Source organism: Methanofollis fontis, from assembly GCF_004297185.1.
GTDB classification, from domain to species: domain Archaea; phylum Halobacteriota; class Methanomicrobia; order Methanomicrobiales; family Methanofollaceae; genus Methanofollis; species Methanofollis fontis.
This window is the reverse complement of sequence record NZ_PGCL01000001.1, coordinates 604,883-617,679: the sequence shown is the minus strand read 5'-3', so window position 1 is coordinate 617,679 and position 12,797 is coordinate 604,883. Positions and strand designations below refer to the sequence as shown.

Here is a 12,797-nt window from a genome sequence, read left to right as displayed (position 1 = left end):
AAGAGCATGCAGAAGGAATATGTTGTCGGCGTGACCGGGGCGAGCGGGATCATCTATGCCCGCCGCCTGCTGGAGGTTCTGAGCGGACAGGCCCGCGTCCACCTGGTGGTCTCGGACGTGGCCAGGGAGATCGCCGCCTTCGAGGGGGTGGACCTCACGGGTTTTCCGGTGATCGAAGAGGATAACAGCAACCTGGCCGCCGAGATTGCCAGCGGTTCGTTCAGGTACGACGGGATGGCGATCGTCCCCTGCTCGATGAAGAGCCTGGCCTCGATCGCCCACGGTTTCTCGGACACCCTCATCGCCAGGACGGCCGATGTCTGCCTCAAGGAGCGGCGGCGGTGCCTGCTCGTGCTGCGGGAGATGCCGCTCTCGCGGGTGCATCTCACCAACATGCTCGCCGCCGACGATGCGGGGGCGACGGTGATGGTGGCGAGTCCGCCCTTCTACGGGCGGCCCGAGACGATCGACGACCTGGTCGATATGGTGGTGGCCCGTATCCTCGACCACCTGGGGGTCGAACACACAATAGGAAAACGATGGAACGGCTATGACGACGATGCGTGACTTTATCCAGCAGATGCAGGAGGCGGGACTGGCCGACGAGATCGACCGGCCGGTGGACCTCCGTTTTGAAGCGGCGAAAATGGCAGCCGGGACCGACCGGATACTCCTGATGAAGGACCCCGACGGCCGAAAGTCAGTGATGAACCTCACCGCCTCGCGCCCCGCTCTGGCGGCGGCACTCGGGTCGGACGAGAAGGGACTTGTAAAGCGGCTTGCAGGCGCCGCCTACAACGGGCGGCTGAAGATGATGGGACACCTCCCGATGCGGGAGGTCGACCTCGCCGAACTCCCGATCATGACCTTCTTCCCGCGGGACGGCGGCCCCTATATCACGGCCGGGATCGTCTTCTCCCGCTCAGGCGACGTCGAGAACGCCTCCATCCACCGGATGATGGTGACCGGGGCGGACCGCGTCGCCGCCCGCCTGGTCGAGGGGAGGCACACCGACGTGATGCACCGCGAGGCGCTGGCGCGGGGCGAACGCCTGCCGGTGGCCGTGGTCATCGGCGCACACCCGGCGGTCACCTTCGCCTCCTGCACCCGCGTGCCGGAGGGCAAGGAACTCGCCTTTGCAGCCGAACTGATGGGCGGGGAACTGCCGGTCCATGAGTGCGGCAACGGCGTGCTCGTGCCAGAGGCGGAGATCGTGCTCGAGGGCTATATCGGCGCCGAACGGACCGAGGAGGGGCCATTTGTGGACATCACCGGCACCTACGACTTCCAGCGGATCCAGCCGGTGATCGAGTTCACCGGGATGTGGACGGCGGACGACCCCATCTACCACTCCATCCTGCCCGGCGGCAACGAACACCGCCTGCTGATGGGCGTGCCCTATGAACCCAGGATCTATGCGGCCGTGGCCGGCGTGACCAGTGTGCGCAACGTGGTGCTGACCACCGGCGGCTGCGGATACCTGCATGCCGTCGTCCAGATCCGCAAGAACACGCAGGGCGATGGGAAGAACGCCATCATGGCGGCGTTTGCCGCCCATACCTCCCTCAAGCACGTCGTCGTCGTCGACGAGGACATCGACCCCTTCTCCATAGAGGACGTGGAGTATGCGATCGCCACCCGCGTGCGGGGTGACCGCGACCTGATGGTGATCACCGGGGTGCGGGGGTCGTCCCTGGACCCCTGTCGGGAGGGCGACGGCACGAACGTGAAGATCGGGGTCGACGCCACGATGGTGATGGGAGAGGAGGAGAAGTTCGTGCGTGCAGGGTGGGATGCCTGATGGACCTCGACAGAGAGGAGCAGGCGATCCTGGACGGCGAATTCGGCGAGACCCGCCGGAAGATGATGGAGCTCCTCGTCGGGCTGGGCACGGTCTTCGGTGCGGAGCGGCTGGTGCCGATCACGAGCGCACAGGTCTCCGGCGCCTCCTACAAGACGATCGGACGCTGGGGACTGGAATGGCTGGAGGGGCTGGACGCCCGCGCCGTCGTCCCCACCGTGCTGAACCCGATCGGCATGGACCGCCACCGCTGGCGGGAGATGGGTATCCCCGAGGAGTTCGCCGGGAAGCAGGAGGAGGTGGTCGCCGCCTATGAGCGCCTCGGGATCCGGCTCGAATGCACCTGCACCCCCTATTACCTTACCAACACCTCCTTCGGCGAACACCTGGCCTGGGCAGAGTCCTCGGCAGTCAGTTATGCAAACTCCGTCATCGGGGCGCGGACCAACCGCGAGGGCGGACCAGGCGCCCTTGCGGCGGCGATCATCGGAAAGACTCCCTATTACGGGCTGCACATCTTCAAGAACCGCCAGCCGCAGATCGGCTTTTCTCTGGACGAGCCGACAGCCCTGCAGGGCGCCGCAGACTACGGGGCGCTCGGGCACCTGACGGGCGGGATGGCCGGCAACCGCATCCCGATCTTCTTCGGGATCCGCCCGAACCGTGACCACCTCAAGGCGCTCGGGGCGGCGATGGCGGCCACCGGCGCCGTCGCCCTCTACCATGTGGACGGGATCACGCCCGAGGCGCGCCTGCCGACCCTGCGGCGGGAGGTGGACGAGACGATCGAGATCCGGATCGCCGAGGTGAGGGAGGTGTTCTCCGCAGTGGAGGTCGACGCCATCGCCGTCGGCTGCCCGCACCTCTCCCCGGCCGAACTCGAGCACCTGGCAGGGCTGCTCGGCGGGAAGAGCGTGAAGAAACCTTTCTTCGTCTTTGCCGCCGCCGGGGTGATCGCGGAGAACCGGGCCGCCGTGAACCGGATCGAGGCGAGCGGGGCGCGGGTCTATGCCGACACCTGCGTCGTGGTCTCGCCGGCCCTCGACCGCTTCGACGCCATCATGGTGAACTCGGGCAAGGCGCTCGCCTATGTGCCGACGATGTGCGGGGCCGTGGCCCGGATCGGGAGCCTTGAGGAGTGCGTGGCCGTGGCCACGGCATGAGGAGTGGCATGACGGCCTTTGAGCATCTCCCGGGCGCCGACACGGCGGAACGTTTCGCCGGCCTCGGCATCAGGGCAGGGGAGGGCGTCTCCCTCCTCAGCCTGCGGGGCATCGCCGACGACCACGGTGTCGAGGTCTGGATCTACTTCGACCCCGCAATCGCCCGCACCTCCAGCATCGAGGCGGACCTCGTCGACTTCGAGTTCGTCCCTGAACCAGACCGCCCCTTCATGGAACTCCGCCGGTTTCTCCTCTTCATGGAGAGCATCGAACCCGGCTTCGACGCAACCCTCGGCGAGCACCGGGCCGAGATCATTGCCGTCGGGAACCGGGAGGCCTACTGCGGCTGCGTGCTCTCGCCCCGGCCCTATGTGAAGGTGCTCCTCAGGGACGAACGGTGACATTTCCTGCTGGATAAAGGCATATCTCCCCTATTTTTTCCAGATTATCCAGACATCCAGGCACCAGGCAAGACAAAAAACGGAAACCTGATCAGAGCAGAATACTTGTGGAGGGTGATGCCCAACGACATTACAGAATTCGCCCCCCAATGGGGCCTCTGCGGCGGACCTGATCCGGTCCTACTGCCACCCCGACATGATCACGGTGCTCTCGGTGATCGGTGCGGAGGGGGTCGGTGCAGATGACATCACCAGAAAGACGGGATTTGAACAGGAACGGGTGGCCGAGATCCTCGGCGGCCTCAGGTACCGCTGGCTTATCACCGGAACGGGGGATCTCTACACCCTGACGACCGGCGGAACGCTTCTGGCCACGCGGACCCACGACCTGGCAGTCGAGTTCTACCGGGCGATCTCAAGGGACAGAACCAGAAAGATCCCCCATTTCTTCCGGGTGATCGGTCAGGTGCGCAACGAACTGATCCGGATGGGGGAGGATGGATACCTCGAAGGGCTGGACGATCCGGTATCGGCCGAGCCCTCAATCGCAGAATGGCTCCTCGGAATGGGGCTTCTGGAGGTCGGGGACGGAGGGCGCCAGCGCACACCTGCAGGGGAGGAGGTGCTGCGCGGCCTGGAGCGGTGCATCAGGATCGCGGGCGTCATCGAGGAGTTCAATGCCTTCTTTGAGTTCCACTCCCTCGAAGGCGTGCCCGAATTCGCCCTTGAAAGCATCGAAGATCTGATCAACGCCGAACTCATCTGCGACGTTCCGGTGAACTTCGAGCAGAGGCTGGAATTTTACCTGGATATCATCAGGGAGGCCGAGTGGCTCCACGGGGTATCGACATGGTCCAAACCCGCCGTGGCCGCAACGCTCTGGGATCTGGTGATAGCGGGGAAGGAGGTCGAACTCGTGATCACCCCGGAACTGGCCGCGGCACTCTGGCAGGAGGAGGTGGTGAAGAAGGGGCGCGACCCCTCGCTCTTCCCGAACCTCCGGTTCTTCGTTTCGACCATTCCAATCTCTGTCGGACTCACCGTCACCGATACGGCCCTCTCCTTCGGTCTGTTCCTCAGGGACAACCAGACCTACGACTCGATCCACGACCTGGTCTGCCGCACGCCGGAGGCGGTGCACTGGGGCGAACGGCTGTATCAGCATTACCGGGCGCACTCCGTCCCGATCATGGAGTTCTTTCAGGGCGGGTGTGGATGAATACTCATACAATCTGGCTCTCTTGAATCGCTCACGATCCAGAACCGGATCCGCACATCAGGATAGCAACGAACAGGGGGTTTCTCCCCCCGCTCCCCCGGATTGCCATGATAGGGACCGGGCCAATTTTCGGGGGCGCTCTCAGGGGGGGGGACCGTCCCGTGTTGCAATCATGGAGTGAAGAAGGGAACTTTCAGCGATGTAGAAATCATCATTTTTCCGGATGCGAGCGTGATTCATTCTCTTTCCCCCCGCGCGGGATGATTGCTCCTGACATGCGGGGAAGGGCCATGTGGAGCATCCACCGATGAAAAATTATGGATGGGCGTGCCGGCGTGTTCTACCGTTCCTGCCCCTATCGTATTTGCGGGGGGACCGGGGGGCAGCAGGCCCCCCGGCAGGGGCACACAGACCCACGCTCCCGGAAACTGCCGGACGAATGGCTCTGTCCAGACCCTCCCGGAGCCCGGTTCCACGATAGAAGATCTATCATACCCTCACCAGAGCACCTTCAAGCGATCTCGATCGTTGTTGTAGTGGAGCTTTTCAACAGAGCCGAATTTTCAGCAAATAATTCCACATCACCACACCTCCGCAATTCTCTCAATACCGGCCCAATCTCATTGACGGGGGAGGATCAGGGAGGAGCCCTCCCGACCTCAGGCGCCGTCGTCCGGCACGGGCAATGCTTTCATGGGATCACGGGGAATACCATCATCGATGGCTCTGGAGAACTGCGGATATGTCCCGGTGCCCGGCGGGCGGGTCCGCTATACGGTGTTCGGGAGCGGCGCCAAGGCTACGCCCCTGTTGGTGATCCACGGCGGACCAGGGGGATCATGGGACTACCTCGAACCGCTGGCGGCGCTCGCCGATGAACGCCCGGTGATCTTCTACGATCAGCTCGGCTGCGGCGGGTCGGACCGCCCTGACGATCCCTCGCTCTGGACGCTGGAACGCTCGGTCCGGGAACTTGCCGCCGTGCGGGAGGGGCTCGGGCTCTCCCGCCTGCATATTCTCGGTCAGTCATGGGGGACAATGCTTGCCGTCGAATACCTGCTGAGATGCCGACCCGCCGGCGTGACCGGGCTGGTGCTCTCCGGTCCCTGCCTCTCCGCCTCCAGGTGGGCGGCGGACGGAAGGCGGTACTTGAAGGGGCTTTCAGAGGATGAACAGGCAGCGATCCGGAGGTGCGAGGCCGACGGCACCTTCGACGATCCCGCATACAGCGAGGCGATGATGGCATACTACCGCCGCCACCTCTGCCGCCTCGATCCCTGGCCTGAATGCCTGATGCGGACGTTCGAGCAGATGAACACCGAAATCTACCTGCAGATGTGGGGACCGAGCGAGTTCACCGTTACCGGCAGCCTCGCCGGATTCGAACGGGCAGAACGGCTGCACGAGATCGGTATTCCAGCCCTCTTCACCTGCGGGGAGTTCGACGAGGCCTCGCCCGCCACCACCGCCCACTATCACCGTATGATGCCGGGTTCAGAGATCGCCGTCTTTTCCGGGGGATCGCACGAGCACCACCTGGAGGACACCGCCCACTACCTCAGTCTCGTCAGGGGGTACCTGGAGGAGAGGAAGCGGACGGTCATCAGCAGGTGACATGGATGATGGCCACAAACCTCCTCTTTTCGGCCTCTGCCAGGGGCACAATCTCAGGGGTGGGGGCGACCACCGCAGAATAGGCGTCGAGCATCTCCCGGGCATCAGGGGTGATCGGCAGTGCGCCCTCATAGCCGGTGCCGACATAGACCACCTCCGGGCTCTCCGTGATGAGCAGATCGAGCTCCCCCCTGCTGAGCGGAGTGTGCCCGTATTCACCCTTCAGATGCTTCGAACGCTTTTTTTTACGCTTTGTGACCGTGCCATCGGTATGAACCACCACATCGTAGTCGTAGACCTCACCGTGCAGATCGACCGTGCCCCATCGCATCCCGACCATACCGGTGCTCTGTCGCCATCACCATGAAGGTAGTGGCCAGGGGGATGAATCTATATAGGGGCCAGGACACAGGGGCGGCATGCATAGATATACCGTTATTTTCCTGCTCGTCCTGCTCATCGTCCCGCAGTCGTCGGCCATCATCTTCCTCTCCGGTTCGGAGGTCGCCATCACCGAACCCACCGACGACGACGTCATCGCCTCCGGGGGCCGCCTGGTGGTTGACGCACCGATCGAAAGCCTGATCGCCGCCGGCGGGGAGATCCTGATCCGCGCACCCGTCCGGGGGGACGTCATACTGGCCGGCGGCAGCGTCGAGATCGACGCCGCGGTGGGAGGGAAGGTGGTCGCCGCCGCCGGCACGATCGGCATCGACGCTCCCATCGGGAGAAACCTCCTCTGCACCGGCGATGCGGTCACGATCGGTGCGAATTCCTCGATCGACAGGGACGCCCACATCGCGGCACGCACCGTCTCGAACGCCGGAACGATCGGCGGCGTCCTGAGCGTGGCCGGGGAGAGTTTCACAAACACCGGCACTGCCGGAACGGTCGATTTCCAGCAGAAACAGCGGGAGAAAGGCCTGCTGCCCGGCGTTGCGGCAGTCCTGATCACCATCGGTTTCCTGCTCCTCGGTCTGGCCCTGATCCGGTTCCTGCCGCTCCCGTTTGAACAGGTGGTCGGCACCCTGGCAGAATCGCCCCTTTTGAACACCCTGATCGGTCTTGTGGTCATCATCGGCGGGGCGGTCATCCTCCTCATTCTGGCGATCACCATCATCGGCATCCCGTTCGCCGCCGTCGCCGGCATCCTCCTGCTCCTCTCGGCGCTGCTCGCCGGACTCTTCGTCTCGGCCTGGATCGGCGACCTGATCGCCGGGCGGGTCTCACCCACAATGGGGCCCTACGGGCGGTTTTTCATCGGCTTTGTGATCCTCGCCCTGCTCATGTTCGTCCCTGTCCTCGGTTTCCTGGTCCGGGCCGTCTCCGTCTGCCTCGGAACGGGCGCGATCGTCAGGACCGCCGGGTCTGCACTGGAAGGGCAGATGGAGGGATAGCACTATGAGATCCCGCCGCCATCCCGTGCCATGGACAGACGGATCCTGATCACGGCGGCCCTCATCATCCTCGCCCTCCTCTCCGCGGGATGCAGTGGAGGGGAGGGGGGCGGAGGGCCGCACGGGCAGCAGGGGGGCGGGGGCGGAGGGAACAATGTCGCCGTCACTCCCGGCAGCCTGAACGCCACCGAAACCGCCGACATCCTCTACCTCAGGGAGGAGGAAAAACTGGCCAGGGACGCCTACACCCATTTCTCCGATCTCTACGGGACACAGGTGTTCTCGAATATCGCAGCCTCCGAACAGACGCACATGGACGCCCTCGGCACCCTGATCGACCGCTACGCCCTGGACGACCCTGTCCGCCCGGCGACGGGCGAATTCACCAACGCCACCCTCCAGCAGACCTACGACCGCCTGACGGCAGAGGGATCGGCGTCTGAGATCGAGGCCCTGAAGGTCGCCGCACGCATCGAAGAGACCGATATCGTCGACCTGGCGGCGGCATCGGCCCGCACCGACAACACCGACGTCCGGCAGGTGTATGCATCCCTGATGATGGGTTCGGAGAACCATCTCCGCTCGTTCGTCCGAAACCTCGGGCAATCGGGCGTCGAATACCGGCCTGCGGTGCTCTCCGACGATGACTATGATGAGATCATCGGCGGCGGGACTCTCGTCCCATCATACTGAGGCTAAAAAAGATCGGGAGGGTATTCCCGACAACGCACCGTTGGTGCGCGGATCTCACGCCAGATAGTCGTCAGGCCGCGGGACCTGCTCTTTGAGGCCCTTGCGCTGCCTGATGCTCTTCACGATCTCGGGGAGGATGCCGCCCGGCACGACCTCGAAGCCCGCGAACTCGGTGGACCACATCGCACGACCCTCGGTCGCCGAGCGGAGGTCGCCAGCGAAGCCGAAGAGTTCTGCCACCGGCGCCTTGCCGACGACCGTGATCGTGTCGCCCATGCTCTGCATGTCAAAGACCTGGCCACGCCTGCCCTGGATCTGACCGGTGGCATTGCCCATCTGCTCCATGGGAACCGTGATCTGGATCTTCTGCATCGGCTCGAGGAGGGAGTCGCCTGCAAAGAGCAGCCCGGCCTTGACCGCACTGCGCACGGCCGGAATGACCTGCGCCGGACCGCGGTGGATGGCGTCCTCGTGGAGCTTCACGTCAATGAGCCTGATCTTCAGGTTCTGGACCTGCTCATCGGCCAGGGGTCCGGCCGCAAGGGCCTCGCGCCAGCCCTCGAGGACCAGTTCCATCGTCTCGTTGAGGTACTGGATACCCTTGGTCATGTCGAAGAAGAGGTTCGTACCCTCGATGGCCTTGAGGTTCTTCGCCTCGTCCTTGTCCAGGCCCACCTTCATCAGCACCTCACGCCGCTCCAGTTCGGGCATGTTCATCGAGATCTCGCCGTCCTTGATCAACTTCACGAGGTCCTCGCTCATCGGTTCGAGCTCGATGTAGAAGCGGTTGTGCCTGTTCGGGGACTTGCCCTCCACCGGACCCGCGTTCTTGGTCGGGGTCTCGCGGTAGACGACGATCGGCGGCGAGGTGACGATCTCGACACCCTTGTCACGCTTGATACGCCCGGTGATGATCTCCAGGTGGAGTTCGCCCATGCCGGAGATCAGGTGCTCGCCGGTTTCCTCGTTGATCGTCACCTTGACGGTGGGGTCCTCCTTGGCGACCTGCCGGAGCACGGTGACGAGCTTCGGGAGGTCCTTCATGTTCTTCGCCTCGACAGCGACGGTCATGACGGGCTCGGAGTAGTGCTTGAGCGACTCGAACGGGGTCATCTCCATCTGCGAGGAGACGGTGGACCCGACGATGGCGTCCTTCAGGCCGGTGACCGCTGCGATGTTACCGGCGCAGAGGTTCTCGACCTCGATCCGCTCCGGCCCCATGAAGATGCCGACCTGCTGGAGACGATTGGACTTGCCTGCGGTGCCCATCACATAGACCTCGTCACCGCGGTGGAGCGTCCCGGAGAAGAGACGGCCGGTGGCGACCTCGCCTGCATGGGGGTCGAAGGAGATGTCGGTGACCATCAGGGCGATCGGGCCCTTCGGGTCGCAGTCCACCATCGCCTTGCCGACGCCGGACTCGTAGTCGCCGTGCCAGATGATGTGCACACGGCGGTCCTGCGCATCGATCGGGTCGGGCAGGTGGCGGACGACCATGTCGAGGAGCACCTGGGCGAGCGGGCTCTTCTTTGCCAGGGTCTTCATGTCCTCTTCGCGGCAGCGGTCGTAGACCTCCTGGAAGTTCACGCCGCTCTTCTGCATGAAGGGCACGGAGACGGCCCAGTTGTAGAGTGCCGAGCCGAAGGCAACGGTCCCTGCCGCCGCATCGAGCTTCCAGCCGTTGTTGTAGGCCTTCTCATTCATGCCCTTGATCAGCTTGTTCACCTTGTCGATGACGCGGCCGAGACGGATCTGCATCTCGGTGGAATCGACCTTGAGCTCGTTGATCAGGCGGTCCACCTTGTTGATGAACAGCACGGGCTTGACGCCCTCCTTCAGGGCCTGCCTGAGCACCGTCTCGGTCTGGGGCATCGTGCCCTCGACGGCGTCCACGACGACGACCGCACCGTCCACCGCACGCATCGCACGGGTGACGTCACCGCCGAAGTCGACGTGGCCGGGGGTGTCGATCATGTTGATGAGGAACTCCTTGTCGCCGTAGGTGTGGACCATCGAGACGTTTGACGAGTCGATGGTGATACCGCGGGCCTGTTCCTCCTCGTCGGAGTCCATGAAGAGCTGGCGGCCGGCAAGCTCCTCGGAGATCATCCCCGCACCTGCAAGCAGGTTGTCGGAGAGGGTGGTCTTGCCGTGGTCGATATGTGCAACGATACCAATGTTGCGGATCCGGTCGGGCTTGTCCATCAGGCCGGTGACCCGCTCTACCATCTTTTTCCTTCGTGTCATGGAAATGCCTCAAAAACAAAAAAGGGTATATTACCGTGCAGCCTTTGCAACGCGCTCACGTTCTTCCTTCTTGGAGACCGAGAAGCACTTTGCGTCACCCTTCGCTGCGGCGATGATCTCGTCGGCGAGGACGTCGGAGGCGGAACGCTTGCTCTTGTGGGAACCGTTGTATGCAGCCGTTGCGATGAAGCCGATGGCGGCATCGACACGGCGCTGCGGAGCGGTATCGACCGACTTGGGGACGTTGATGCCACCGTACTTCAGGCGGACCGTCTCCTCGCGGGGCCCTGCATTGGAGATCGCGTCCACGAGCACCTGCACCGGGTTCTTCTTGGTCTTTTTGTTGATCTTGTCGAAGGCCTCCTCGACAATCCGGATCGCAAGCTGCTTCTTGCCGGTGTTGTGCTCGGTCTGCATGATCTTGTTGATCAGACGCTCGACGATGAGCATCTCACTCTTCGCAAACTGCTGCTGGGAGAGTTTCCCGCAGGAGTGCGGCACGATCATGGAGGTGAGGTTCACATACCTGACAAGCCCGGGGTCGTTGATCTGGACCTCGGAGATATCCCACTTGTTGAAGAGGAGCTGCTGAACGCCGCTTTCTTCCTGCTCTTCTGCCTGGACGGGCACGTCTGCTTCTGTCATCATGATCACCTGCGCGGCTTCTCCTTCCTCCCGAGAACCATTTCCTGGAGGGAGACATCGTTCACCTTGGTCACACAGAAGCGCACCCCAGGGATATCTCCCTTGGAACGGCCGAGACGGCCGCCGATGCCCTCAATGGTGACCTCGTCGTGCTCATCGATGAAGTTGATCGCACCGTCGCCGACGGCGAAGGCGGTGACCTGGCGGCCGTTCTTGATCAGCTGCACGCGCACGCACTTGCGGATGGCCGAGTTCGGCTGTTTTGCCTCGACACCGATCTTCTCGAGCACGATGCCGCGGGCCTGCGGGGCGCCCTCAAGGGGGTCGGATTTTACATCGAGCATCAATTCACGGCGCGCGTAGGTCGTATCGCTCCAACGCGTCTTGTTAGCGTCACGCTTCATCTTTCTGGCTGCAAATTTTCCCATTCCCATTGAATACCCTCTTTGTGTCGGATTTCTAGATTTGGATACCCTTCACTGTGGTATAGTACCAAAGCGCGGAACGAATATATGTATTGTCCATCGCACCGAAATCTGGTAGTATTCATGGAACGTCCTGTATAATAATCTTATATGCCCGCCGGGCGAATGATCAGTGATGGTCACCGTCATCTATAAGGAAACCTACTTCGATGCAAGCCACCGCCTCCTCCATTATGTGGGGAAGTGCCACCGCCTCCACGGTCACCGCTGGCGGGTGGAGGCCTGGATCAGCGGGACGCCGGACCCGAAGACCGGCATTCTCATCGATTTCAACTGTATCAGGGCGGTCACCGACCGGTTCGATCACCAGGTGATCCTCAACGAGGAGGACCCGATGGTCCCCTGCATCCGCCAGTTCCATGACGTGGTGACCACCGCCGGGGATCCGACGAGCGAGGCGCTCGCCGAGATCATCACCGACCTCATCAACGAGGCCTGTATCGAGGGGGGGTCAGATGCGCGGGTGGTGCGGGTCCGGGTCTGGGAGGCGGCGACCTGTTATGCGGAGATCGAGTATGCGGATAGCTGAGATCTTCTGCTCCCTGCAGGGCGAGGGGAGAAACCAGGGGCGCCCGACCGTGTTCATCCGTCTGGCCGGCTGCAACCTGCGGTGCGCATGGTGCGACAGCCCAGCGGCGCGGGACGGGGATAGGGGGGTGGAGATGGGTGTCGACGCCGTCCTGGACCGCATCTGGCGGATGAAGGTCCGTCACATCTGCATCACCGGCGGCGAACCCCTCCTCCAGATCGACGAGGTCGCCGAGGCCTGCCGCCGCCTCCAGCGCATGGGGTATTCGGTGGAGATCGAGACGAACGGCACCGTGGACTTCAGACCGGTGCAGCCGTTCGCGTCGGTCTGCATGGACGTCAAGTGCCCCTCGTCCAGCCAGAGGAGCGACATCTCGCTCCTCCAGCATATCGGCGAGAGGGACAGCGTCAAATTCGTCGTTGCCGACGAGGAGGATCTCGAATTTGCAGAACGAGTCATCACCCACTGCCCGATCCGGGGCGAGACCTTCATATCCCCGGTGTATGGAGCGGACGAGCAGGGCATCGCCAGGTGGGTGCTGGCGGCAAACCTGCCGGCGCGTTTCCAGATCCAGCTCCACAAGTACCTGGAGATGAGATGACG

14 protein-coding genes are annotated in these 12,797 nt (G+C 63.2%); 10 read left to right on the top strand and 4 right to left on the bottom strand.

Going from position 1 to position 12,797, the window contains the following annotated elements:
• Positions 1–6: 6 nt before the first annotated feature.
• The 6 genes from CUJ86_RS03055 (at position 7) to CUJ86_RS03030 (ending at position 6,198) form a co-directional block, all read left to right on the top strand.
• On the top strand, positions 7–567 hold the full coding sequence (locus tag CUJ86_RS03055) for a UbiX family flavin prenyltransferase (RefSeq protein WP_130646073.1): 561 nt from the start codon (positions 7–9) through the stop codon (positions 565–567).
• Entirely contained in the window at positions 560–1,801 is a 1,242-nt protein-coding gene (locus tag CUJ86_RS03050) for a UbiD family decarboxylase (protein ID WP_130646224.1), read from the top strand. Before CUJ86_RS03055 ends, CUJ86_RS03050 begins: the two co-directional genes overlap by 8 nt.
• Positions 1,801–2,964, top strand: a complete 1,164-nt coding sequence (locus CUJ86_RS03045) for an aconitase X (protein ID WP_130646072.1) — start codon at positions 1,801–1,803, stop codon at positions 2,962–2,964. Before CUJ86_RS03050 ends, CUJ86_RS03045 begins: the two co-directional genes overlap by 1 nt.
• Before the next feature lie 8 nt (positions 2,965–2,972).
• The gene (locus CUJ86_RS03040) at positions 2,973–3,365 is read left to right on the top strand and encodes a hypothetical protein (RefSeq protein ID WP_130646071.1); all 393 of its coding nucleotides are present in this window, start codon (positions 2,973–2,975) and stop codon (positions 3,363–3,365) included.
• Positions 3,366–3,561: 196 nt separating this feature from the next.
• Positions 3,562–4,584, top strand: a complete 1,023-nt coding sequence (locus CUJ86_RS03035; RefSeq protein WP_130646070.1) for a helix-turn-helix transcriptional regulator — start codon at positions 3,562–3,564, stop codon at positions 4,582–4,584.
• 720 nt (positions 4,585–5,304) lie between these two features.
• On the top strand, positions 5,305–6,198 hold the full coding sequence (locus CUJ86_RS03030; protein ID WP_130646069.1) for a proline iminopeptidase-family hydrolase: 894 nt from the start codon (positions 5,305–5,307) through the stop codon (positions 6,196–6,198).
• Here the strand turns inward: CUJ86_RS03030 and CUJ86_RS03025 are convergent.
• Positions 6,188–6,538 (bottom strand): hypothetical protein, encoded by a 351-nt coding sequence (locus CUJ86_RS03025; protein ID WP_235855555.1) that lies wholly within the window; start codon positions 6,536–6,538, stop codon positions 6,188–6,190. The genes CUJ86_RS03030 and CUJ86_RS03025 overlap by 11 nt on opposite strands.
• Positions 6,539–6,617: 79 nt before the next feature.
• Here CUJ86_RS03025 and CUJ86_RS03020 point away from each other — a divergent pair, with 79 nt between their 5' ends.
• On the top strand, positions 6,618–7,595 hold the full coding sequence (locus CUJ86_RS03020; protein ID WP_130646068.1) for a hypothetical protein: 978 nt from the start codon (positions 6,618–6,620) through the stop codon (positions 7,593–7,595).
• A 30-nt stretch (positions 7,596–7,625) separates the two neighbouring features.
• Positions 7,626–8,288, top strand: a complete 663-nt coding sequence (locus tag CUJ86_RS03015; RefSeq protein WP_130646067.1) for a DUF2202 domain-containing protein — start codon at positions 7,626–7,628, stop codon at positions 8,286–8,288.
• Between the two features lie 54 nt (positions 8,289–8,342).
• Here the strand turns inward: CUJ86_RS03015 and CUJ86_RS03010 are convergent, their stop codons facing one another.
• The 3 genes from CUJ86_RS03010 to CUJ86_RS03000 are packed head-to-tail and all read right to left on the bottom strand — an operon-like array spanning position 8,343 to position 11,614.
• On the bottom strand, positions 8,343–10,535 hold the full coding sequence (locus CUJ86_RS03010) for an elongation factor EF-2 (RefSeq protein ID WP_130646066.1): 2,193 nt from the start codon (positions 10,533–10,535) through the stop codon (positions 8,343–8,345).
• A 30-nt stretch (positions 10,536–10,565) separates the two neighbouring features.
• Positions 10,566–11,180, bottom strand: a complete 615-nt coding sequence (locus CUJ86_RS03005; protein ID WP_130646222.1) for a 30S ribosomal protein S7 — start codon at positions 11,178–11,180, stop codon at positions 10,566–10,568.
• 5 nt (positions 11,181–11,185) lie between these two features.
• The gene (locus CUJ86_RS03000) at positions 11,186–11,614 is read right to left on the bottom strand and encodes a 30S ribosomal protein S12 (protein WP_130646065.1); all 429 of its coding nucleotides are present in this window, start codon (positions 11,612–11,614) and stop codon (positions 11,186–11,188) included.
• A 166-nt stretch (positions 11,615–11,780) separates the two neighbouring features.
• Between CUJ86_RS03000 and CUJ86_RS02995 the strand changes: the two genes are divergently transcribed.
• Positions 11,781–12,194 carry a 6-carboxytetrahydropterin synthase gene (locus tag CUJ86_RS02995; protein WP_130646064.1) on the top strand — a complete coding sequence of 138 codons (414 nt, stop codon included), beginning with the start codon at positions 11,781–11,783 and terminating at the stop codon, positions 12,192–12,194.
• Positions 12,181–12,795: a 7-carboxy-7-deazaguanine synthase QueE gene (locus CUJ86_RS02990; protein WP_130646063.1), complete on the top strand. Its 615-nt coding sequence runs from the start codon at positions 12,181–12,183 to the stop codon at positions 12,793–12,795. The genes CUJ86_RS02995 and CUJ86_RS02990 overlap by 14 nt, the downstream gene beginning before the upstream one ends.
• Positions 12,796–12,797 lie beyond the last annotated feature (2 nt).